The following is a 21,810-nucleotide window of genomic DNA, read 5'->3' on the forward strand; positions in this document are numbered from 1 at the left end:
GACGCGCCGTGACCGGTCAGCGACGGCGGCGGCTGGTGCCGAAGATCGAGCGGGTGATCTCGCGGCCGATGACCGTGCCGGCCGAGCGCAGCGCGGACTTGAAGGCGGAGCTGCCCACGACCTTCTCGACCATGCCCTCCTCCTCCTTGGGCTGCCGGGGGGCCTTCGGTGCCTTCGACGGGGCCGGCGGGGCCTCCCCCTTCGCCTCGTCCTCCCCGGGCGCCGGGGCGGCCTCGAGCCGCGCCGAGAGCTTTTCGTAGGCGGACTCGCGATCGAGGGCCTCGGAGTACTTCGGGGCGAGGGGCGACGCGGTGGTGGTCTGCTCGAGCAGCTCGGGCGCCGAGGGCGCCATGAGCGACTGGGGCGCGCGCATCATCGTGTGCGCCACCGGGGTCGGCGTGCCCTTGTCGCCGAGGACCGTGACGACGGCCTCGCCGGTGCCGAGCTGGGTGAGCAGCTCCTCGAGGTCGTAGTCGGTGTGCGGATAGGTCTTGACCGCCGCCTTGATCGCCTTGGCGTCCTCGGGGGTGAAGGCTCGCAGCTGGTGCTGGACGCGGTTGCCGAGCTGGGCGAGCACGTCGGCCGGCACGTCCTTGGGGCTCTGGGTCACGAAGAAGACGCCGACCCCCTTCGACCGGATGAGGCGGACGGTCTGCTCGATGGCGTCCTGGAAGGGCTTGCTCGCCTCGTCGAAGAGCAGGTGCGCCTCGTCGAAGAAGAAGACGAGCTTCGGCTTGTCGACGTCACCGACCTCGGGCAGGTCGTGGAAGAGGTCGGCGAGCAGCCACATGAGGAAGGTCGAGAAGAGCTGCGGTCGCTGCTGGACGGCGGGCAGCTCGAGGCAGGTGACGACGCCGCGGCCGTCGTCGGCCACCCGCATGAGGTCGGCCGTGTCGAACTCCGGCTCGCCGAAGAAGACGTCGGCGCCCTGGTCCTCGAAGGCGATCAGCTGACGCAGGATCACGCCGGCCGTCGCGCTCGAGAGCCCGCCGAGGGCCTTGAGCTCGGCCTTGCCCTCGTCGGAGAGCAGGTGCTGGATCACCGCACGCAGGTCCTTGAGGTCGAGCAGCGCCAGACCCTGCTTGTCGGCGAAGTGGAAGATCAACCCCAGGCTCGACTCCTGGGTCGCGTTGAGGCCCAGGACCTTGCTCAGCAGGGTTGGACCGAAGCTCGTGATCGTCGTGCGGATCGGCACCCCCGTGCCCTGGCCACCGAGGGTGAGGAACTCCGTCGGGTAGCCCGCGGCCTGCCAGTCCTGACCGACGGAGGCACTGCGCGCGGTGAGCTTCTCGCCCCCTTCGCCCGGGGTGGCGATGCCCGAGAGGTCACCCTTGATGTCCGCCAGGAAGACGGGTACACCCTGCGCGGACAGCTGCTCGGCCATCACCTGCAGGCTCTTGGTCTTGCCGGTACCCGTCGCGCCGGCGACGAGACCGTGCTTGGTCAGGCTCGCGAGCGGCACCCGCACGGGGGCATCGGGGTGGGGCTGGCCGTCGACGACGGTGGCGCCGAGCTCGACCGCCGGCGACTCGAAGGCATAGCCGGCGCGGATGGTGTCCAGGAGTGAAGAGTCGGTCACAAGCCCGAGCCTAGTGCGACCGCCCGCAGCCCTCGCTCTTATCGTGTCCGGGTGATCTTCCAGTCCGTCGGTGACACCCGCCCCTACCCCGCCCACGGGCGCAAGAGCCCCCGCGACTGGGCCGATGTCCCGCCGCGCGCGGTCCGCCTGGAGCAGCTGACGACGACGAAGAGCGCGCTCAACCTCCACGACCTGCTCGCCGACGACTCGACCTTCTACGGCGACCTCTTCCCGCACGTCGTGCTCTGGCGCGGCCGCCACTACCTCGAGGACGGCCTGCACCGTGCCCTGCGCGCCGCGCTCCAGCAGCGCTCGACCCTGCACGCCCGGGTGCTCGAGATCGCGGGCTGAGGACCTGCGGTGAGCGAGGACGCCTACTACGGGAGCGGCAGCGGGGCGCGGTCGCGTCGCCGCCGAGCGGTCGTCACCGTGCTCGTCGTCCTCCTGCTGCTCTTCTTCGCCCTCTGGTACGCGATGTCCTACATCCGCGCCGACCAGGGTGCGGGCGCGACGAGCGCGTCGGTGCCGGCGCGGCCGGCGTGCACCAGCTCACCGCAGCAGGTGCAGGTCAACGTCTACAACGCGACCAACCGCGACGGCCTCGCCGCCCGGGTCGCCGCCCAGCTCAAGGACCGCGGCTTCGTCGTCAAGACCGTGGCCAACGACCCGAAGAAGCGCACGGTCACCGGGCGCGGCGAGCTGCGCTACGGCACCGGCAGCTTCGCCGATGCCCAGCTCGTGCTGCGGCACACCGGCAGCTTCCAGCGGATCAAGGACAGTCGTCAGCGGCGCACCGTCGACGTCGTCGTCGGCCCGGACTTTACCCGGCTCGTGGCGGAGGACAAGGTCACCACCTGCTGATCCGCCCGGGCGGACCGGCCGGCGGGTCCCCCTTCGTCCATGCCCGTCAGGGGCGGGTCGACGTCAGCTCGACCTTGTCATCGCCGACGGAGTCGCAGGTGATGGTCGTGTCGGAGACCTGGAAGCTCTCGCCCTGCGTGCAGCGGTTGTCGGCGCCACCGGCCTGGATGACCGCCTCACCGCCCTGCTTCGCCGAGACGAGGCGGATGCGGTCGTGGTGCTTCAGGTCCTTGCCCGAGGTGTAGGACTTCGGGAAGTCGTAGAAGTCGTTGCCCTGGATCGAGATCTTGCACGTGTTGTCGGTGTCGCACTTCGCGCTCCACGAGTCGCAGCCAGCGAGGGGCAGGACCGCCACGGCGACGGCGAGGGGGGCGAGGGCTCGAAGGGGGTGGCGCATGGCGTCCATGGAACCAGACGCTCGAGGACGGCGCCGGTCGGGGGCGCGCCCGCCGGGGGCGGATGCTTGGGGCGGACGCACGAAGGTCCCGCCCGGGCGTACCGGACGGGACCTTCGATCAGCTGGCGGTGGCGGTGGGATTTGAACCCACGGTCGGCGTCAACCGACAAACGCTTTCGAGGCGTTCTCCTTAGGCCGCTCGGACACGCCACCGCGGAGCACAATACAAGGTGAGCGGGCGGGCCCGAAATCGTCGCCGGAGCCGACCATCCGGCACCCCGAGGACGAAGGGAGCCTCAGGCCGGGTCGACATCGGCGCGGCGACCGCCGAAGAAGTCCAGGAGCAGGTGCGCGGCCTCCCCTTCGCGCACCCCGCCGACGACCTCGGCCCGGTGGACCGACCGGCGGTCGCGCACGACGTCCCACACCGACCCGCAGGCGCCCATCTTGGGGTCCCACGCGCCGAGGACCACGCGCGGGACGCGGCTGGCGACGACAGCGCCGGCGCACATCGGGCACGGCTCGAGGGTGACGACGAGGGTGCACTCCGTCAGGCGCCACTCCCCCTTCGCCTCGGCTGCGGCGCGCAGCGCGACGACCTCCGCATGACCGGTCGGGTCCCCGTCCCGCTCCCGCGTGTTGCGACCCTCGCCGATGATCACGCCGGAGGCGTCGACGACGACGGCACCGACCGGGATGTCGCCGTCGGCCGCCGCCTCGCGGGCCAGCTCGAGGGCACGGTCCATCCACGCCTCCTCGACGAGGCGCTGCGGACGGGTGGGGTCGGGACTCACGGGGACAGTCTCGCGCACGGTAGTTTCGGCACCATGCGCGTCATCGTCGCGGACCACCCGCTCATCGCCCACAAGCTGACCTACCTGCGGCACAAGGGCACCGACAGCCCGACCTTCCGTCGGCTCGCCGACGAGCTGGTCACCCTGCTCGCCTACGAGGCGACGCGTGAGGTGCGCACCGAGCCCTTCGAGATCGAGACGCCGGTGAGCGCGACGACGGGCATCAAGCTGTCGACGCCCAAGCCGCTCGTCGTGCCGATCCTGCGCGCGGGCCTGGGCATGCTCGAGGGCATGGTGCGGCTGCTGCCGACCGCCGAGGTGGGCTTCCTCGGCATGCTGCGCAACGAGGAGACCCTCGAGGCGGTCACCTATGCCAACCGCCTCCCCGACGACCTGTCGGGCCGTCAGTGCTACGTCATCGACCCGATGCTCGCCACGGGCGGCACCCTCGCGATGTCGATCCAGTACCTCGTCGACCGCGGCGCCGACGACATCACGGCCGTCACGCTGCTCGCCGCCCCCGAGGGCATCGCGGCGGTCGAGCGCGAGCTGGCCGACCTCGACGTGCCGGTGACCCTCGTGACCGGGGCGATCGACGAGCGGCTCAACGAGCAGGGCTACATCGTCCCTGGCCTCGGCGACGCCGGTGACCGGCTCTACGGCGTGGTCTGACCCGTCACACCCGTCACATCTGCAACACTGGGCGGGTTCCACGCCCGACCCGGGCCACCCGCTGCCCGCAGACGACGCAGGAGTACGACCATGAACACGCCGCCGATCAAGAAGATCGTCCTTTGGCTGCTCACGATCTTCCTGCTCTACGCGATCCTCACCTCGCCCAACGAGGCAGCCAACATCGTCGGCTCCGCCTGGGACGTCGTCGCCAACGGCGTGCGCAACATCGGCCGCTTCTTCGACTCGCTGATCGCCAGGTAACCATGGCACCGGAGGTCACCCGCGTGGCCCACCGGGGGCTGCGCAAGTACCTCCTCCCCGGCGAGACCCCGGTCGCGGAGATCCGCCACCACCGGATCGTGCTCGCCAAGCCCTTCGGCATCGCGCTCGCCGTCCTCGCGCTCGTCGTCTGGCTCGACGTGTCGGTGAGCGACGCCAATGCCGGCATCCTCGGCTACGCGTGGTGGATCTGGTTCGCCGTCGTCGGCTGGGCCGCCTGGAAGTGGATCGAGTGGCGCCACACCCGGGTCGTGGCGACGACGAAGCGGATCGTCCTCTTCGAGGGGTGGATCAACCACAAGGTCTCGATGATGCCCCTGAAGAAGGTCACCGACATGGCCTACGAGCGCTCCGTCCTCGGGCGCATCCTCGGCTACGGCACCTTCGTCCTCGAGAGCGCCGGGCAGGACCAGGCCCTCTCGAGCATCGAGTTCGTCCCCGACCCCGACGACAACTACCGGGCGATCTGCTCCGTGGTCTTCGGCATGGGCCCCCTCGACGACGAGGACGAAGGGGCGTCCGCCGACGAGGAGCAGGCCTGGGAGACCTCGCAGGACTTCGCCACCCGCCTCGGCGTCGTCGACGGCGTCTACGTCGGTGGCCCGCCGACCGACGGCTACGAGGACCCACCGGTCATCTCCCACGGAGCGTCGATCTACCGCAGCCGCGACCTCGTCCGGCGCGACCACGACGACGACACCGGCGAGCTGCCGCCGTACGACCCCGACGCCTACTGACCCTCCCCCTTCGTCCCCGTAACTCTGCAAAACCCTAGGGTCCTGCAGAGTTACGGGGCTCCGAACTGTGCAAAACGCTAGGGTTCTGCACAGTTCGGAGCCGGGTTCAGCGGCGCCCGGGATCAGGCGGGGTCGGTGCCGCGCAGGCGGCGCAGGGCGGTGACCGCCTCCCAGCCGCAGATGACGGCGATGCCGACGGCCACGGCCGGCAGCGAGATGCTCCAGTCATCGCTCCACCCGAAGGTCGCGTTGAACTCCGCGGGCAGGTCGGTCAGCAGCCGGTCGGTGAGCAGCAGCCACACGAGCACCACCCCCGAGACGACCGCGCTCACCAGGCTCACGACCGCGAGCGGGGTGGACCAGCCGCCGCGCGCCCACGCCGCCACGGTCACGAGCACGTCGACGGCGAGGAAGCCGATGATGACCGCCTGCCAGCCCAGACCCAGCGTCGGGTCGAGGACCTGCACCGCGTGCTCGCCGACTCCTCCCCACTGCCACAGGCACAGACCGATCACGACGAGGGTCGAGACGACCTCGAAGAGCATCTCCGCCATGCTGGCCCGACGCGCACGGTCGGCCGGGTCGGCGAGCTCGTCCGGGTTCCACGTGCCGACGAGGCCCTGCTGCTCACCCGGGCTGCCGTAGCGCTCGGCGACCGCGAAGACGAGCGTGGTCCAGAAGACGACGTGCACCGCCACCTGGAAGGCGAGCGCCGCCCCCTCCCCCACGATCTCGCCGAAGCCCGCGTCGCTGCCCACGGCGTGCCCGACGATCGAGCCCACGAGCGACAGCGGGACGAGGATGGCCAGGAGCACCTTGACCAGGCGCACCCACGCGGGGAAGAAGGCCGGACCGACGAGGTGGTTGGGCCGCCCGCCGTACTCACGGGCGAGGACGTCCGGGTCGCCGAGCCCGACGATGGTCTCGCGCTCGGCGGCGACCGGGTCCTCACCGGCGGCGACCCTCCCTTCGACCGTCTCCTCGATCGTGCCGCGCAGCTCGCGGGCGATGTCGGGCCCGGTCTCCGGCGGGAGCTGGCGGGTCACGGTCCACACGTATCGGTCGGTCAGGCTCGTGCTGCTCATGACTGGTCTCCGTCCAGTGCGGCGATCGCGGTGTCGAGAGATCGCCATTCGGTCATCAGGTGGGCGCGCAGGTCGGCGCCGGCCGGGCTCGTGCGGTAGAACTTCCGCGGCCTGGCCTCGTCGGTGTTCCACTCGCTCGTCAGCAGGCCCTGCTTCTCGAGGCGCCGCAGGAGCGGGTAGAGCGTGTTGCCGTCCACCGCGAAGCCCGCGGCGTCGAGCGTCTCGAGCAGCGCATAGCCGTAGCGCGGTTCCTCGAGGGTGGCGAGGGCGGCGAGCACGACGGTCCCCCGCCTCAGCTCCTGCAGGTGCCCTGCGAGCAGTTCTTCGTCCATGCGTCACACCATAGTGTGTGTCGCACACTATTGTCCATGGGCCACTATCCATCTCTGCAAAACCCTAGGGTCTTGCAGAGTCGGGAGCTGGGCGGGAGCGGGCAGGCATGACGAAGGGCGGCGCCCACCCCATCGGGTGAGCGCCGCCCTTCGCTGCGGTCGGCCGGTGCCTCAGAGGGCCTTGAGGATCTCGCCGACCTTGTCCTTGGCGTCGCCGAAGAGCATCTGCGTGTTGTCCCGGAAGAAGAGCGGGTTCTGCACGCCGGCGTAGCCGGTGGCCATGGAGCGCTTGAAGACGATGACGTCCTTGGCGTTCCACACCTCGAGGACCGGCATGCCCGCGATGGGGCTGCTGGGGTCCTCGGCGGCGGCGGGGTTGACCGTGTCGTTGGCACCGATGACCAGGACGACATCCGTCTCCGGAAAATCGTCGTTGATCTCGTCCATCTCGAGCACGACGTCGTAGGGCACCTTGGCCTCGGCCAGCAGGACGTTCATGTGACCGGGGAGGCGACCGGCGACGGGGTGGATGCCGAAGCGGACGTCGACCCCCTTCGCCCGCAGCTGCGCGGTGAGGTCCGCGACGGGGTACTGCGCCTGCGCCACGGCCATGCCGTAGCCCGGGGCGATGACGACCGAGGAGGCCTCGGAGAGCAGCTCGGCGACCTGCTCCGCCTGGATCTCGCGGTGCTCGCCGTAGTCCTTGTCCTCGCCCGTCACCTGGCCGTCGGAGCCGAAACCACCGGCGATGACGGAGACGAAGGAGCGGTTCATCGCCTTGCACATGATGTAGGACAGGAAGGCACCCGAGGAGCCGACGAGCGCACCGGTGACGATGAGCAGGTCGTTGGAGAGCATGAAGCCCGCCGCGGCCGCGGCCCAGCCCGAGTAGCTGTTGAGCATCGACACGACGACCGGCATGTCGCCGCCGCCGATGGAGGCCACGAGGTGCCAGCCGAAGAGCAGCGCGATGACCGTCATGATCGCCAGCGGCAGGATCGACGGGGAGATGACGAACCAGACGCACAGCCCGACCGAGACGAGCACGGCGAGCAGGTTGAGCCAGTGGCGCGCGGGCAGCACGAGCGGCGAGGACTTCATCTTCGCGCTGAGCTTGAGGTAGGCGACGATCGAGCCGGTGAAGGTGACGGCACCGATGAAGACACCGATGAAGACCTCGCCGTTGTGGATGCCGACCATGTCGATCGCCTCGAGCCGCTTGTGCTCGGCGACCGCCTCCGGGCTGTCACCGTGCGAGGCGAGGAAGGTGTTGTAGCCGACGAGCACGGCGGCCAGACCGACGAAGGAGTGCATCATCGCGATGAGCTCCGGCATGCCGGTCATCTCGACCCGGCGGGCGATGCGGATGCCGATGAGGCCACCCAGGGCCATGGTGACGACGAGGACGCCCAGGCCCCACTTGCCGGCGTCGGTGGCCTCGCCGTCGCCGTAGACCCCGTCGATGACGAGGGCGACCGTGGCGAGCAGGGCGATGGCCATGCCGGCCATGCCGAACCAGTTGCCGTGCTTGGCCGACTCGTGCTTGCTCAGGCCGGCGAGGGAAAGGATGAAGAGGAGCGCCGCGACGATGTAGGCGGCGGTGACGACGGTGGACAGCACGACTCAGCCCTTCCGGAACATGTTGAGCATCCGGTTCGTCACGGTGAAGCCACCGAAGACGTTGATGCTGGCGAAGAAGATGGCAGCTGCGGCGATGACCTGGATCGCGATGTCGGGCGAGGTCACCTGCAGCAGGGCGCCGACGACGATGATCCCGGAGATCGCATTGGTCACCGACATCAGCGGCGTGTGCAGCGCGTGGTGCACGTTGCCGATGACGTAGAAGCCGATGACCACGGCCAGCGCGAAGACGATGAAGTGCGACAGGAAGGCCGCGGGCATGAAGGCGGCTGCGATGAGGAAGAGCAGCGCGGCACCGCCGATGTACCAGAACTTGCGGTTCGGGTCGTGCGGCTTCTCCGGCTCCGGCTCGGGCGCCGGCGTCGCGGCGGCCGGCGCGGACTGCGCCGCCGAGACCTGCACGGGCGGCGGCGGCCACAGGGTCTCCTCGCCCTGGGTGACCGTCATGCCGCGCACGACGGTGTCCTCCATGTCGAGGACCGGCTGGCCGTCCTTGTCCGGGGTGACCAGCTTGAGCAGGTTGACGATGTTGGTGCCGTAGAGCTGGCTGGCCTGCGTGGGCAGGCGGCCGGCGAGGTCGGTGTAGCCGATGATCCGCACACCGTTGTCGGTGACGACGCGCTCGTCGGCGACCGATCCGGCGACATTGCCACCGGAGCCGGCGGCCATGTCGACGATGACCGAGCCGGGCTTCATCGAAGCGACCATCTCCTCCGTGATCAGCCGCGGCGCGGGGCGTCCCGGGATGAGGGCCGTCGTGATGATGATGTCGACGTCCTTGGCCTGCTCGGCGTAGAGCTCGGCGGCCTTGCGGTTGAAGTCCTCACCGGTCTCCTTGGCATAGCCGTCGGACGAGATCTCCTGCTCGACGTCGATCTGCAGGAACTCCGCACCCATCGACTCGACCTGCTCGGCCACCTCGGGCCGCACGTCGAAGGCCCGCACGATCGCACCGAGCGAACCGGCCGCGCCGATCGCGGCCAGACCGGCCACGCCGGCGCCGCAGACGAGCACCTTGGCCGGCGGCACCTTGCCCGCGGCCGTCACCTGACCGGTGAAGAGACCGCCGAACTCGTGCGCCGACTCGACGACCGCGCGGTAGCCGGCGATGTTGGCCATCGACGACAGGACATCGAGCGACTGGGCTCGCGAGATACGCGGCACCGCGTCCATCGCCAGGGCGGTCACGCCCTGCGCGCGCAGCGCCTCGACCTTGTCGGGGTTGAGCGCCGGAGCCAGCAGCGAGGCGAGGATCGCCCCGGAGCGCAGCCGCGGAACCTCCTCGTCGGTGGGGGCGTTGACCTTGGCGACGATGTCGCTGGCCCACACCTGCTCCGCACTCTCGAGGCTCGCTCCGGCGTCGACGTAGGCCTGGTCCGGGTAGGCGGACGCCTCACCGGCCCCGGCCTCGACGACGACGTCGTATCCGAGCTTGATCAGCTGCTCCACGGTCTTCGGGGTCGCCGCGACGCGGGTTTCGCCGCGCTTGACCTCCTTGGGCACGCCAAGTCGCATCGTCACTCCTGTGATGAGGGGTGGTGGTGGATGTGGTTGGTCCGCAACCTAGGGCACACGACGCGCGGGCCGCTCGCTTTGTGACGGGGACGATGGTCACACCTCCACACCGTGAGACGGCAGGTCGCGACGCGGGACGAAGGGGGTACCCCCCCTTCGCCTCTTGCCGACGGGGAGGTCGCGGCGGGAGGATCTGCGGATGAGGATCGGCGTGCCCAAGGAGATCAAGAACCGCGAGTACCGGGTGGCGCTCACGCCGGTCGGCGTCCACGAGCTCGTCGAGCGCGGTCACGAGGTCGTCGTCGAGCGCGACGCCGGGGCCGGCTCGCAGATCACCGATGACGACATGCGGGCCGCCGGCGCAACCGTGCTCGACTCGGCGGACGACGTGTGGGGCACGGCGGAGATGGTGCTCAAGGTCAAGGAGCCGATCGCCGAGGAGTACCCGCGGATGCGGCCCGGGCAGGTCCTCTTCACCTATCTGCACCTGGCGGCCAACGCGGAGCTGACCGAGGAGCTGCTGCAGCGCGAGGTCACGGCGATCGCCTACGAGACGGTCCAGCTGCCGTCCGGCGCGCTCCCCCTGCTCTACCCGATGTCCGAGGTCGCCGGCTGCCTGGCGCCGCAGGTCGGGGCGCACGCCCTGATGAAGGCGCAGGGTGGCCGCGGCGTCCTCATGGGTGGCGTCGGCGGCGTGGCCAACGCCAAGGTCGTCATCATCGGCGCCGGCGTCTCGGGGCAGAACGCCGCGAACATCGCCCTCGGCATGGGAGCCGACGTCACCCTGCTCGACACCGATCTCGACAAGCTGCGGATGTCCTTCTGGCGCTACGCCAACCGCGTGCACGGGCTGGCGTCGTCGCGGCTGACGGTCGAGCGACAGGTCATGGAGGCCGACCTCGTCATCGGCGCGGTGCTCGTGCCGGGCGCTGCGGCCCCCCGTCTCGTGAGCAACGACCTCGTCTCACGGATGAAGCCCGGCTCGGTGCTCGTCGACATCGCGATCGACCAGGGCGGGTGCTTCGAGGACAGCCGGCCGACGACGCACGACGACCCGACCTTCCAGGTCCACGACTCGACCTTCTACTGCGTCGCCAACATGCCCGGCGCCGTGCCCAACACCTCGACCTATGCCCTGACCAACGCGACCCTGCCCTACGTCACGGCGCTCGCCGACCGGGGCTGGCGGCAGGCCCTGCTCGCGGACCACAGCCTCGCGCTCGGCCTCAGCACGCACGCGGGGCAGCTGACCAACGCGCCCGTCGGCGAGGCCACCGGGATCGCGAGCATCCCGGTCGCACAGGCGCTCGACGCATAGCCCCCGGGCGAAGGGGGGTGGCTGAGAGCGACCACCGGCAGGTGGTCGCTCGTCGATCAGCTGTCGGTCGGCGCGGGATCGCCGTCGGCGGCGTCCTCGGCGTCGTCCTCCTCGAGGCCGGCGTCGTGGAGGGCGGCCTCGCGGGCCTCCTCCTCGTCCTCCCACACCGTGTGCGATGGCTCGGTCATGTGCTCGAGCGTAGTGGCCGAGCCCTGCGGCGAGACGGCGCGCACGCTCGCGCACCAGCCTGAGAGACTGCGACCCATGCGCCAGATCCGCCAGAGCCGCAAGCTGAAGGACGTCCGCTACGACGTGCGGGGCCCGATCCTCGTCGAGGCCCAGCGCCTCGAGGCCGAGGGCCACAAGATCCTCAAGCTCAACATCGGCAACACCGCCCCCTTCGGCTTCGAGGCCCCGGAGGCGATCGTCGCCGACATGACGCGGCACCTGCCGGACGCCCAGGGCTATGTCGACAGCAAGGGCATCTACTCGGCGCGCACCGCCGTCGCGCAGTACTACCAGTCCCGCGGGCTCAAGGAGACGAGCGTCGAGGACGTCTACATCGGCAACGGCGTCTCCGAGCTGATCTCGATGGTGCTGCAGGCCTTCGTCGACGACGGCAACGAGATCCTCGTGCCCGCCCCCGACTACCCGCTGTGGACCGGAGCGGTCTCGCTCGCCGGTGGTACCCCCGTGCACTACCGGTGCGACGAGGACAACGGGTGGAACCCCGACCTGGCCGACATCGAGTCGAAGATCACCGAGCACACCCAGGCGCTCGTCATCATCAACCCCAACAACCCGACCGGCGCGGTCTACTCGCCCGAGATCGTCCGCGGCCTCATCGACATCGCCCGGCGCCACGACCTCGTCGTCATGGCCGACGAGATCTACGAGAAGATCGTCTTCGACGACGCGGTCCACCACCACGCGGCCGAGTACGCCGGCGACGACGTGCTCTGCCTGACCTTCTCCGGGCTGTCCAAGGCCTACCGGGTCTGCGGCTACCGCGCCGGCTGGGTGATGATCTCCGGGCCCAAGCACGAGGCGGCCGACTTCCTCGAGGGCCTGACGCTCCTGTCCAACATGCGCATGTGCGCCAATGTCCCCGCGCAGCACGCGATCCAGACCGCGCTCGGTGGCTACCAGTCGATCAACGAGCTCATCGTCCCCGGCGGTCGCTACCACGACCAGATCAAGCTCGCCTCGCGCCTGCTCAACGAGATCCCCGGCGTCAGCTGTGTCGAGCCGCGCGGGGCGCTCTACTGCTTCCCGCGGCTCGACCCCGAGGTCTACCCGATCGAGGACGACGAGGCCTTCGTCATCGACCTGCTGCGCGCCAAGAAGATCCTCGTCACCCACGGCACCGGCTTCAACTGGCCCGACACCGACCACTTCCGGCTCGTGACGCTGCCCGACGAGGACGTGCTCACCGAGGCGATCGGCCGGATCGCGGAGCACCTCGAGTCGATCCGCGCATGAGCCAGGGCGTCGCCCCGGGGCACGACGCAGGAGCCTCGAAGGGGGCCACCCTCGCCGCCGTCGCCGCCGTCGCCGCCGGCGGGGTCGTCGGGTCGCTCGGCCGGTGGGGCGTCGGTCTGGCGTCCGGCGGGTCGCACTGGGCGACGCTCCTGGTCAACGTCACCGGCGCCTTCGCGATGGGGCTGCTCGTCGCGTGGCTCGCGGCGGGGCCACAGCACCCGCTGGCGCGCCCCTTCCTCACCGTCGGGCTGCTCGGCGGGTGGACCACCTACTCGAGCTTCGCGCTCGACACGCATGCCCTGGCCGGCGACGGTCTCGGGGGGCTGCTCGGCTACCTCGTCCTGACGATCGGGCTCGGCGTCGGCGCTGCCGTCGCGGGGCTGGTCGTCGGCGACCGTATCTGGGGCAGTGACGCTCTCGCCGACGAGGCCGTCGCCGAGGAGGAGCTGTGACCGCGCTGCTCGTCGCCGTCGGGGCCGCTCTGGGCGCACTGTGCCGGCACCTCGTCGTCGAGCGGCTGCGCGACGCGGGCGCCACGACCGCCGGAGCGGTCCTCGTCGTCAACGCCACCGGGTCGCTGGTGCTGGGCCTGGCCGCGGGGCACGCCTCCGGCGCCGCCCCGGGGTGGCTGCTGCCGCTCGTCGGCATCGGCTTCTGCGGGGCCTACACGACCTTCGCCACGCACGCGGTCGAGGTGGCGAGTGCCCTGCGGACCGGCCGGACCCGCCACGCGCTGACCGACCTCGGGCTCAACCTCGCCCTGGGCCTCGCGCTCGTCTCGCTCGGCTGGGCCGTCACCGCGTGAGGTGCGGGGCCTCCCCTTCGCACGACCTCAAGGACATGCGGCCGGACATGGCTGTGCCCGGGCCCCTGACGGGACCCGGGCACAGTGCCGGAGGTGGTCAGGCCTTGGTGGCCTTCTCCAGGCGCGCGGAGACGTCGTTCCAGTTGACGATGTCCCAGAGCTTCTCGATGTAGTCCGGCTTCACGTTCTTGTACTGCAGGTAGTAAGCGTGCTCCCAGGCGTCGAAGGCCAGGAGCGGCGTCATGCCGGCAGCGACGTTGCCGTGGTGGTCGTAGACCTGCGTGACGAGGAGACGCTTGCCGATCGGCTCCCAGGCGAGGACGCCCCAGCCGGAGCCCTGCGTCGTCTGCGTCGCGGCGGTCAGCTGCGCGCGGAACTTGTCGAAGGAGCCGAAGTGCTCGTCGATCGCGGTGCCGAGGGCGCCGTCGGGCTTGTCGCCACCGTCCGGGGAGAGGTTCTCCCAGAAGATCGAGTGCAGCACGTGACCGGAGACGTTGAAGGCCAGGGTCTTCTCGAGGCCGACGATGCCGGAGAGGTCACCCTTGTCACGCGCCTCGGCGATCTTCTCGGTGGTGTCGTTGGCGCCCTTGACGTAGGTCGCGTGGTGCTTGTCGTGGTGCAGCTCGAGGATCTCGCCGCTCATGGCGGGCTCGAGGGCGCCGTAGTCGTAGGGAAGATCGGGAAGGGTGTACATGAGGCCTCCGATGCGTGCGGATGTGCTTGCCCTGCCTACCCTTCCATGTCGTCTGGAACGAGTCCATGAAAGGGCACCCTCACCCGTCACCGGCCTAGGATCGGGGCCCATGACCGATCGCGACCCCATCGCCGCCGCCCACGACCAGTGGGTGACGCACGGGTGGACCGACGCGGCGGACGGCATGGCCCTGATCACCTCGGTGGTCCGCGCGCAGCAGCTGGTGCACGAGCGGGTCGAGGCGGTGCTGCGACCGCACGACCTGACCTTCGCGCGCTTCGAGATCCTGCGGCTGCTCGCCTTCAGCCGGCGCCGCGAGATGCCGATGAGCCGGCTCGGGTCGCTGCTGCAGGTGCACGCGACGAGCGTGACGAGCGCCGTGGTCCGGCTCGAGAAGCAGGGTCTGGTCGAGCGCCGGCAGAGCCCCGACGACGGTCGCGTCGTCCTGGCCTCGATCACGGCGAAGGGGGGCGCCGTCGTCGAGGACGCGACGAAGGACCTCAACGCACAGGTCTTCTCCTCTCCCGGCCTGGCGGAGGCGGAGGTGCGGCAGGCGACGGCGCTGCTGTCCTCCCTTCGCGCCGCGCACGGGGACACGGTGGGCTGACCCGACGTCAGCAGGCGACCTCGTGCAGCGCCGGCCAGACCGGCTGACCGGCGTTGCCGTGGAGCAGGACCACGGCGCTCGGCCCCGTCCACCGGACCGAGTACTCCCCCAGGCTCGCCGGTCGACCACCGTCGTCGGCCGTGTAGTCCGACTGGAGACGGACCGGCCCGAGCCGCCCCGCGACACCCACGCGGCCGGAGCCGAGCACGAGGAAGCTCGACCCCTCGACGACGACCCGACACCCGGACGGTCCCTCGGGCGCGAGCACGACGTAGGAGGTGCCGAGACCGAGGACGGCTCGCCCGCCGACGAAGAGCACGACGGCGAGCACCGCGAGCGGTCGTCCAGCGCGTGGACGTCGAGCGGGTTTCCCAAAAATACTTGGATGTCCTAGCATTTGGGTGAACCCGCACTTCGACGACGAGGTAGGACATGTCCACGCCCGAGCTGCACACCCCGACCCACCCGGTCCGGTTCGTCACCGCCTCCGCGCTTTTCGACGGCCACGACGCGTCGATCAACATCATGCGCCGGATCATGCAGAGCCAGGGCGCCGAGGTGGTCCACCTCGGGCACAACCGCTCCGTCCAGGAGGTCGTCGACGCGGCGATCGACGAGGACGTGCAGGGCGTCGCCGTCTCGTCCTACCAGGGCGGGCACGTCGAGTACTTCGAGTACCTCACCCAGCTGCTGCGGGAGCAGGGCGCCGGCCACGTCAAGGTCTTCGGCGGTGGCGGCGGCGTCATCGTCCCCGAGGAGATCGCCCGGTTGCGCGAGGCCGGCGTGACGATCTTCTCCCCCGAGGACGGCCAGCGACTCGGCCTGCCCGGGATGATCAACCAGCTGATCTCCGACTGCGACACCGACGTGTGGGAGGGCGGCCCGGTCGCCCTCGAGCCCGTGCTCGCCGGCGAGCGCGCCGCGGTCGCCCGCGCGATCTCCGGGGCGGAGCTCGGTCACCTCGACGAGACCTTCCTCGCCGGCATCGCCGAGGCGGCGCAGAAGTCCCACGCCCCCGTCCTCGGCCTCACCGGCACCGGCGGCTCTGGCAAGTCCTCGCTCACCGACGAGCTCGTGCGCCGATTCCGCGTCGACCAGCAGGACAAGCTGCGCATCGCCGTCATCGCCGTCGACCCGACCCGGCGCAAGGGCGGCGGCGCGCTGCTCGGCGACCGCATCCGGATGAACTCCCTGGGCGAGAGCACCTCCGGCGCCTCCCCCGTCTTCTTCCGCTCGCTGGCCACCCGTGGCGACCGCGAGGTGCCCGAGGCCCTGTCGACGGTCATCGACATCGCGAAGGCGGCGGGCTTCGACCTCGTCGTCGTGGAGACGCCCGGCATCGGTCAGGGCGACGCCGCGATCGTCCCCTTCGTCGACGTGCCGATATACGTCATGACGCCGGAGTTCGGCGCGGCCAGCCAGCTCGAGAAGATCGACATGCTCGACTTCGCCGAGGTCGTGGCGATCAACAAGTTCGAGCGTCGCGGTGCCGCCGACGCGCTGCGCGACGTCGGCCGCCAGCTCGTGCGCAACCGTGAGGCCTTCGGCCAGCGTCCCGAGGACATGCCGGTCTTCGGCACCTCCGCCGCGACCTTCAACGACGACGGCGTGACCGGTCTCTACCAGCACCTGCGCGACCTGCTCGCGGCCAAGGGGCTGCCCGTCGACGAGGGCCAGCTCGCGCCCGTCGACACGAAGCAGTCCACCCGCTTCGGCCAGGTCGTCCCGGCCACCCGGGTGCGCTACCTCGCCGAGATCACCGAGACGGTCCGCGGCTACCACCAGCGCACCGAGGAGCTCGCCGCGAGCGCCCGCCGCGTGCAGCGCCTGGCCGCCGTCGACGACGAGCTGACCGCTGCAGGCAAGGACGGCCACGGCGTCGACGAGCTGCTCGACGCCGCCCGCAAGGAGCTGCCGACCGAGGTCGCCGACCAGATCGAGCGCTGGCCGTCGGTCGTCGAGTCCTACTCCGGCGACGAGCAGGTCGTGACGATCCGCGGCAAGGAGCTGCACACCAAGCTGACCAAGGAGTCGCTCTCGGGCAACAAGATCCCGCGCGTCGCCCTGCCCAAGCACACCGACCACGGCGACCTCGTGACCTTCTGGCGGTCGGAGAACCTCCCGGGCTCCTTCCCGTACACCGCCGGCGTCTTCCCCTTCAAGCGCGACAACGAGGACCCGGCGCGCATGTTCGCCGGCGAGGGCGACCCCTTCCGCACCAACCGCCGCTTCAAGCTGCTGTCGCAGGGTCAGCCGGCCACCCGCCTGTCCACCGCCTTCGACTCCGTGACGCTCTACGGGCGCGACCCCGGCGAGCGCCCGGACATCTACGGCAAGGTCGGCACCTCGGGCGTCTCCGTCGCCACTCTCGACGACATGAAGGCGCTCTACTCCGGCTTCGATCTCGTCTCGCCGACGACGAGCGTCTCGATGACGATCAACGGCCCCGCCCCGACCGTCCTCGCCTTCTTCCTCAACACCGCGATCGACCAGCAGCTCGACGCCTTCCGCGAGCGCGAGGGCCGCGAGCCCTCCGGCGCCGAGGCCGAGGAGCTGCGCGCCCATGCGCTCGCCAACGTCCGCGGCACGGTCCAGGCCGACATCCTCAAGGAGGACCAGGGACAGAACACCTGCCTCTTCTCCACGGAGTTCAGCCTGCGGATGATGGCCGACATCCAGGAGTGGTTCATCGAGCAGCAGGTGCGCAACTTCTACTCGGTGAGCATCTCCGGCTACCACATCGCCGAGGCCGGGGCGAACCCCATCAGCCAGCTCGCCTTCACGCTGGCCAACGGCTTCACCTACGTCGAGGCCTACCTCGCGCGGGGCATGGACATCAACGACTTCGCCCCCAACCTGTCCTTCTTCTTCTCCTCGGGCATGGACCCCGAGTACTCCGTGCTCGGCCGCGTCGCCCGCCGCATCTGGGCGGTCGCCATGAAGGAGAAGTACGGCGCCAACGACCGCAGCCAGAAGCTGAAGTACCACATCCAGACCAGCGGCCGGTCGCTGCACGCGCAGGAGATGGACTTCAACGACATCCGCACGACGCTGCAGGCGCTCAACGCCCTCTACGACAACGCCAACAGCCTGCACACCAATGCCTATGACGAGGCCGTGACGACCCCGTCGACCGAGTCGGTGCGCCGGGCCCTGGCGATCCAGCTCATCATCAGCCGCGAGTGGGGCCTGTCGATGAACGAGAACCCGCTCCAGGGGTCCTTCATCATCGACGAGCTCACCGACCTCGTCGAGGAGGCCGTGCTCACCGAGTTCGACCGGATCAACGACCGCGGCGGCGTCCTCGGCGCCATGGAGACCGGCTACCAGCGCGGCCGCATCCAGGACGAGTCGCTGCTCTACGAGCACCGCAAGCACGACGGGTCCCTGCCGATCGTCGGCGTCAACACCTTCCTGCGTGAGGACGGCGCGAAGGGAGAGCCCGACGAGATCGAGCTCGCCCGCGCCACCGAGGACGAGAAGGTCTCGCAGCTGCAGCGGGTGCGCTCCTACCAGGAGACCCACCGCGAGGAGGCCGAGGAGGCGATCGCGCGTCTCAAGGAGGCCGCGACGACCGACGCCAATGTCTTCGCCGTGCTCATGGACGCCGCCCGGGTGTGCACCCTGCAGCAGGTCACGGACGCCTTCTTCGAGGTGGGCGGCCAGTACCGCCGCAACGTGTGAGTCCCGAGCGCCTCGGTAGCCTGCGACCGTGAGCTCTGATCGCTGGCCGGGATACGTCTACGGCGAAGGGGAGGACCCGGACTACCGCTTCTCCCTCGCCAACGAGCGCACCTTCCTCGCCTGGCTGCGCACGACCTTGGCGCTGCTGGCTGCCGGGGTGGCCGTCGACGTCATCGACCTCGGGGTCCCCTCGGCGGTCACCCGCGGCCTCGCCGCCATGCTCCTCACCCTCGGCGTGCTGTGCCCGCTGCTCGCCTTCGCCCGGTGGGCGATGGCCGAGCGGGCCATGCGACGGGAGGAGCCGCTCCCTTCGCTCGGGGTGTCGGCGGCGATCATCACCGGCATCGTCCTCGCCGCCTCGGCCGTCCTCGCCGTCGTCGTCGCGGGCCGCTGACGATGAGCGAGCTCGCGCGCGCGACACCGCAGGGCGCCCAGCCCGAGCGGACCGCCCTGTCGTGGCAGCGCACCTCGCTGACGACCGTCGCCGGCGCCGCGGTCATCGCCCGGCACACCACTGACCAGATGGGACCGGCCGCGCTGGTCATCATGATCGCCACGCTCACGCTGGCGGGCGCGGCCTTCGTGCTCGGGCGCACCCGCTACTCGACGCAGCCCGAGCCCTCCCGACGACGGGACGGCCGGGCTCCCTTCGCCCTGGCCGTGGCGATCGCCGGCATGGCGGCCACTGAGCTGCTCGCCCTCGTGGTGCCGTGATGCCGCTCGACGACCTGGGTGCGACCGCCGACCTGACCGCTCCCCCGCGGCGGGTCGTCTCGCTCGTGCCGAGCCTCACCGAGGCGATCGCGACGAGCTGCCGCGACCTGCTCGTCGGCGCGACCGACTGGTGCACCCACCCCGCCGACCTCGACGTCGCCCGGGTCCGCGGCACGAAGAACCCCGACCTCACCGCCGTCGCCGACCTCTCGCCCGACCTCGTCGTCGCCAACAAGGAGGAAAACCGGGAGCTCGACGTGCGGCGCCTGCGCGAGCGCGGCGTCACCGTCTGGGTCACCGACATCGAGGACGTGCCGTCGGCGCTGACGTCGATGCGCCGGCTGTGGGTCGAGGGCCTGCAGCAGCCGGTCCCCGACTGGCTGGAGCGCGCCGAGCACCTCTGGGGCGCACCGGCGCCCGCCGCCCGCGGCACCGTCGTCGTGCCCATCTGGCGCGACCCGTGGATGGCCGTGGGTCCGCGCACCTACACGAGCGACCTGCTGACGCGGATCGGCTGGACCAATGCCCTCGCCGGCCCCGACGCCGACCCGGACGACCGCTACCCGCACGTCGACCTCGCCGACCTCGACCGCCCCGGCGTCGACCTCGCGCTCCTGCCCGACGAGCCCTACGAGTTCACCGCCGACGACGGGCCGGAGGCCTTCACCCGGGTCCCGACCCGGCTCGTCAGCGGCCGGCTGCTCACCTGGTACGGGCCGGCGATGGTCGAGGCCCACGAGGTCCTGGCCCCATGACGAAGGGGGGCCGGTCACCTCGCGGTGACCGACCCCCCTTCGCGTGAAATGCGCTCGTCAGAGCTTCTTGGCGGCGACGGCGGCGTAGGCATCGATGATGCCGTCGCCGTAGAAGCCGTTGAAGTCCTCGTCACCGACGCAGGTGGCGGTGTAGTCCGCCGGGAGGCCGGGGTAGACGAAGGTACGCGGCTCGGGGCAGGCCTTGTCGCGGGCCGTGCCCATGAGCACCTCACGGGTGGTGTCGGCCGAGAGACCGAAGCCGGCCTTGCCGTCGGTCTTGCCGTAGCGCGAGACGATCAGGGAGGCGACACCCGCCGCGTGCGGCGAGGCCATCGACGTGCCCTGGTAGTACTCGTAGTAGCCGCACTGCTCCGTGCCCTTGACGACACCGCAGTCCTTGAAGACGTAGCCCTCGCCGTCCTCGGTGATGTTGCCGTCCTCGTCGACCGAGCCCTCGGACTTGACGACGTTCTCCGGCACGGAGGAGAGGATCAGGTTGGCGGGGTTGCGGTAGTCCGGAGTGCCGAAGTACTCGCGGGAGTCACCACCGGGGGCGCTGACCTCGATCTCGTCGGAGGTCAGGTCGGTCGTGTAGTTGGAGAAGTAGGACTTGCGCTCCGACGGGCCGACGGAGGAGACACCAATGACGTGCGGGCCCTCGACGGGCAGGTCCTTGCAGCTCGAGTTGTCGATGGTGCGGTCGTGGGCGTTGCCCTCGGGGTAGTTGGGGCTCTCCGAGTCGGTCCCGGGGTTGGCCAGGTCCGTCGCGGAGTTGCCCAGGGCGCCAACCATCGTGACGTTCTTGGAGTGCGCGTAGTTGAGCGCACGCGACATCGACTCGATGATCATGTCCTGCTCGGCGGCCTCCTCGGGGCTGTCCTCGGGGGCACCGCCCTGGCAGTAGTAGGCCCACGGGTCGACGTAGAAGCTCATGTTGACGACGTCGAGCCCGGCGTCGGCCGAGTAGGTGAGGGCGTTGACCGTGGGGCCGACGAAGAAGTAGCCCGCGTCCTGACCGGCGCGCACGTTGACGATCGAGACGTCCGGCGCGACACCGGAGACGCCGATGCCGTTCTTCGCCGCGGCGATGGTGCCGGCGACGTGCGTGCCGTGGCCACCGTTGTCGACGTCCGCCGGGTCGACGCAGGACTCGACCTCGCAGGGCCCGTCGATGTCGGGGATGTCGGTCGTGAAGTTGCGCGAGAGCTTGTGGTCGAAGTTCGGCGCGATGTCCGGGTGGCTCGCGTCGACGCCGGTGTCGATGACACCGACCTTGACCCGCTTGTCGCCGGCCGTGATCTTCTGCGCCTCGGCGGCACGGATCATGTCCATGCCCCAGAGCTTGTCGTCGAGCGGGTCAGAGCCCTTCTTGCCGTTGCCCTTGCCCGCGGCGGAGGAGCGCATGCCCTCGGCCTTGGCCTGGGCGCGCGGCCGCTCGGTGTCGGACTTCTTCACCCGGTCCTGCGGGGCGCGGCCGACGATGCCCTCCTCGGCGGCGCCGAAGACGCCCTTCATCGCGCGCGCCTTGGCGGCGAAGGCGGTGTCGGTCGAGGTCACGGTGACCATCCCGACCTTGTCGTTGACGGAGACGATCTTCGCGCCGCCCGCCTCGAGCTTCGACGCCATGGCCTTGGCGCTGCCGCCGCGCTCGGCGAGCACGACGTAGCTGGTCTCGGCACCGGTGGTCGACGCGGTCGCGCCGGTCGATGCGGTGGGGGCTGCGGTGGCGCTCGCAGTCATGGTCAGCCCGGTCGTGCCGAGCGCGAGGGCGCCCAGGACCGCGGCCATGCGGTGGTGTCGCATGTGGTTCCTCCCGGAGATGGATGGCGGCGGGGACCCGCCACCGGGCACCTTAT

25 protein-coding genes and 1 tRNA gene are annotated in these 21,810 nt (G+C 70.4%); 14 read left to right on the plus strand and 12 right to left on the minus strand.

Annotated elements, in window-relative coordinates; translation table 11 throughout:
- Positions 1–16: 16 nt before the first annotated feature.
- Positions 17–1,579: a helicase HerA-like domain-containing protein gene (locus tag ACQBJO_RS14325; protein ID WP_421009143.1), complete on the minus strand. Its 1,563-nt coding sequence runs from the start codon at positions 1,577–1,579 to the stop codon at positions 17–19.
- A gap of 51 nt (positions 1,580–1,630) precedes the next feature.
- On the opposite strand from ACQBJO_RS14325, the gene ACQBJO_RS14330 reads away from it, so the two are divergent.
- Together ACQBJO_RS14330 and ACQBJO_RS14335 are read left to right on the plus strand one after the other, a co-directional pair.
- Positions 1,631–1,930, plus strand: coding sequence for a type II toxin-antitoxin system VapB family antitoxin (locus ACQBJO_RS14330; RefSeq protein ID WP_421009144.1), 300 nt, complete (start codon positions 1,631–1,633; stop codon positions 1,928–1,930).
- Positions 1,931–1,939: 9 nt separating this feature from the next.
- Positions 1,940–2,440 carry a LytR C-terminal domain-containing protein gene (locus ACQBJO_RS14335; protein WP_421009145.1) on the plus strand — a complete coding sequence of 167 codons (501 nt, stop codon included), beginning with the start codon at positions 1,940–1,942 and terminating at the stop codon, positions 2,438–2,440.
- A 46-nt stretch (positions 2,441–2,486) separates the two neighbouring features.
- On the opposite strand, the gene ACQBJO_RS14340 is transcribed toward ACQBJO_RS14335, so the two are convergent.
- The 3 genes from ACQBJO_RS14340 to ACQBJO_RS14350 form a co-directional block, all read right to left on the minus strand.
- Positions 2,487–2,846 carry a hypothetical protein gene (locus ACQBJO_RS14340; RefSeq protein ID WP_421009146.1) on the minus strand — a complete coding sequence of 120 codons (360 nt, stop codon included), beginning with the start codon at positions 2,844–2,846 and terminating at the stop codon, positions 2,487–2,489.
- Between the two features lie 114 nt (positions 2,847–2,960).
- Positions 2,961–3,050 (minus strand) — tRNA-Ser (locus tag ACQBJO_RS14345).
- A gap of 83 nt (positions 3,051–3,133) precedes the next feature.
- On the minus strand, positions 3,134–3,583 hold the full coding sequence (locus ACQBJO_RS14350) for a nucleoside deaminase (protein WP_421009156.1): 450 nt from the start codon (positions 3,581–3,583) through the stop codon (positions 3,134–3,136).
- Positions 3,584–3,664: 81 nt separating this feature from the next.
- Between ACQBJO_RS14350 and upp the strand changes: the two genes are divergently transcribed.
- From upp to ACQBJO_RS14365, 3 genes are all read left to right on the plus strand, one after another.
- The gene (gene upp / locus ACQBJO_RS14355; RefSeq protein WP_255184417.1) at positions 3,665–4,303 is read left to right on the plus strand and encodes a uracil phosphoribosyltransferase; all 639 of its coding nucleotides are present in this window, start codon (positions 3,665–3,667) and stop codon (positions 4,301–4,303) included.
- A gap of 90 nt (positions 4,304–4,393) precedes the next feature.
- Positions 4,394–4,567 (plus strand): hypothetical protein, encoded by a 174-nt coding sequence (locus ACQBJO_RS14360; protein ID WP_255184418.1) that lies wholly within the window; start codon positions 4,394–4,396, stop codon positions 4,565–4,567.
- Positions 4,568–4,569: 2 nt separating this feature from the next.
- Positions 4,570–5,322, plus strand: coding sequence for a PH domain-containing protein (locus ACQBJO_RS14365; RefSeq protein WP_421009147.1), 753 nt, complete (start codon positions 4,570–4,572; stop codon positions 5,320–5,322).
- A 122-nt stretch (positions 5,323–5,444) separates the two neighbouring features.
- Here the strand turns inward: ACQBJO_RS14365 and ACQBJO_RS14370 are convergent, their stop codons facing one another.
- The 4 genes from ACQBJO_RS14370 to ACQBJO_RS14385 all read right to left on the minus strand — a co-directional run bounded on the left by ACQBJO_RS14370 (position 5,445) and on the right by ACQBJO_RS14385 (position 9,895).
- Positions 5,445–6,407: a permease prefix domain 1-containing protein gene (locus ACQBJO_RS14370; RefSeq protein WP_421009148.1), complete on the minus strand. Its 963-nt coding sequence runs from the start codon at positions 6,405–6,407 to the stop codon at positions 5,445–5,447.
- Positions 6,404–6,739 carry a PadR family transcriptional regulator gene (locus ACQBJO_RS14375; RefSeq protein ID WP_341012398.1) on the minus strand — a complete coding sequence of 112 codons (336 nt, stop codon included), beginning with the start codon at positions 6,737–6,739 and terminating at the stop codon, positions 6,404–6,406. The genes ACQBJO_RS14370 and ACQBJO_RS14375 overlap by 4 nt, the downstream gene beginning before the upstream one ends.
- A gap of 171 nt (positions 6,740–6,910) precedes the next feature.
- Positions 6,911–8,359 (minus strand): Re/Si-specific NAD(P)(+) transhydrogenase subunit beta, encoded by a 1,449-nt coding sequence (pntB, locus tag ACQBJO_RS14380; RefSeq protein WP_255184422.1) that lies wholly within the window; start codon positions 8,357–8,359, stop codon positions 6,911–6,913.
- Positions 8,360–8,362: 3 nt separating this feature from the next.
- Positions 8,363–9,895 (minus strand): Re/Si-specific NAD(P)(+) transhydrogenase subunit alpha, encoded by a 1,533-nt coding sequence (locus tag ACQBJO_RS14385; protein WP_421009149.1) that lies wholly within the window; start codon positions 9,893–9,895, stop codon positions 8,363–8,365.
- A gap of 199 nt (positions 9,896–10,094) precedes the next feature.
- Between ACQBJO_RS14385 and ald the strand changes: the two genes are divergently transcribed.
- Positions 10,095–11,213, plus strand: coding sequence for an alanine dehydrogenase (gene ald, locus ACQBJO_RS14390; RefSeq protein ID WP_421009150.1), 1,119 nt, complete (start codon positions 10,095–10,097; stop codon positions 11,211–11,213).
- A 56-nt stretch (positions 11,214–11,269) separates the two neighbouring features.
- Here the strand turns inward: ald and ACQBJO_RS14395 are convergent, their stop codons facing one another.
- On the minus strand, positions 11,270–11,401 hold the full coding sequence (locus ACQBJO_RS14395) for a hypothetical protein (protein WP_421009151.1): 132 nt from the start codon (positions 11,399–11,401) through the stop codon (positions 11,270–11,272).
- A 76-nt stretch (positions 11,402–11,477) separates the two neighbouring features.
- On the opposite strand from ACQBJO_RS14395, the gene ACQBJO_RS14400 reads away from it, so the two are divergent.
- The 3 genes from ACQBJO_RS14400 to ACQBJO_RS14410 are packed head-to-tail and all read left to right on the plus strand — an operon-like array spanning position 11,478 to position 13,500.
- A complete protein-coding gene (locus ACQBJO_RS14400) occupies positions 11,478–12,695 on the plus strand; it encodes a pyridoxal phosphate-dependent aminotransferase (RefSeq protein WP_421009152.1) in 1,218 nt (405 codons plus the stop codon).
- On the plus strand, positions 12,692–13,147 hold the full coding sequence (locus tag ACQBJO_RS14405) for a fluoride efflux transporter FluC (RefSeq protein WP_421009153.1): 456 nt from the start codon (positions 12,692–12,694) through the stop codon (positions 13,145–13,147). Before ACQBJO_RS14400 ends, ACQBJO_RS14405 begins: the two co-directional genes overlap by 4 nt.
- Positions 13,144–13,500: a fluoride efflux transporter FluC gene (locus ACQBJO_RS14410; RefSeq protein ID WP_421009154.1), complete on the plus strand. Its 357-nt coding sequence runs from the start codon at positions 13,144–13,146 to the stop codon at positions 13,498–13,500. The genes ACQBJO_RS14405 and ACQBJO_RS14410 overlap by 4 nt, the downstream gene beginning before the upstream one ends.
- A 97-nt stretch (positions 13,501–13,597) precedes the next feature.
- Here ACQBJO_RS14410 and ACQBJO_RS14415 read toward each other — a convergent pair whose 3' ends face one another.
- A complete protein-coding gene (locus ACQBJO_RS14415) occupies positions 13,598–14,194 on the minus strand; it encodes a superoxide dismutase (RefSeq protein ID WP_255184429.1) in 597 nt (198 codons plus the stop codon).
- 109 nt (positions 14,195–14,303) lie between these two features.
- Here ACQBJO_RS14415 and ACQBJO_RS14420 point away from each other — a divergent pair, with 109 nt between their 5' ends.
- Positions 14,304–14,801, plus strand: a complete 498-nt coding sequence (locus tag ACQBJO_RS14420) for a MarR family winged helix-turn-helix transcriptional regulator (protein WP_421009263.1) — start codon at positions 14,304–14,306, stop codon at positions 14,799–14,801.
- 7 nt (positions 14,802–14,808) lie between these two features.
- Here the strand turns inward: ACQBJO_RS14420 and ACQBJO_RS14425 are convergent, their stop codons facing one another.
- The gene (locus ACQBJO_RS14425) at positions 14,809–15,132 is read right to left on the minus strand and encodes a hypothetical protein (protein ID WP_421009264.1); all 324 of its coding nucleotides are present in this window, start codon (positions 15,130–15,132) and stop codon (positions 14,809–14,811) included.
- A gap of 101 nt (positions 15,133–15,233) precedes the next feature.
- Between ACQBJO_RS14425 and icmF the strand changes: the two genes are divergently transcribed.
- From icmF to ACQBJO_RS14445, 4 genes are read left to right on the plus strand one after another with little or no spacing between them, the layout of a single operon-like run.
- Complete coding sequence (gene icmF, locus ACQBJO_RS14430) at positions 15,234–18,485, plus strand: fused isobutyryl-CoA mutase/GTPase IcmF (protein WP_421009265.1); 3,252 nt, start codon at positions 15,234–15,236, stop codon at positions 18,483–18,485.
- A 28-nt stretch (positions 18,486–18,513) separates the two neighbouring features.
- Entirely contained in the window at positions 18,514–18,879 is a 366-nt protein-coding gene (locus tag ACQBJO_RS14435; RefSeq protein ID WP_421009266.1) for a YidH family protein, read from the plus strand.
- Positions 18,880–18,881: 2 nt separating this feature from the next.
- Positions 18,882–19,199: a DUF202 domain-containing protein gene (locus ACQBJO_RS14440; protein ID WP_421009267.1), complete on the plus strand. Its 318-nt coding sequence runs from the start codon at positions 18,882–18,884 to the stop codon at positions 19,197–19,199.
- Positions 19,199–19,954, plus strand: a complete 756-nt coding sequence (locus ACQBJO_RS14445; protein WP_421009268.1) for a helical backbone metal receptor — start codon at positions 19,199–19,201, stop codon at positions 19,952–19,954. Before ACQBJO_RS14440 ends, ACQBJO_RS14445 begins: the two co-directional genes overlap by 1 nt.
- Positions 19,955–20,011: 57 nt before the next feature.
- Here the strand turns inward: ACQBJO_RS14445 and ACQBJO_RS14450 are convergent, their stop codons facing one another.
- A complete protein-coding gene (locus ACQBJO_RS14450) occupies positions 20,012–21,757 on the minus strand; it encodes a S8 family serine peptidase (RefSeq protein ID WP_421009269.1) in 1,746 nt (581 codons plus the stop codon).
- Between the last annotated feature and the right edge of the window lie 53 nt (positions 21,758–21,810).

Origin of the sequence: Janibacter zhangyanbonis (assembly GCF_050507325.1) — a bacterium.
GTDB lineage: Bacteria > Actinomycetota > Actinomycetes > Actinomycetales > Dermatophilaceae > Janibacter.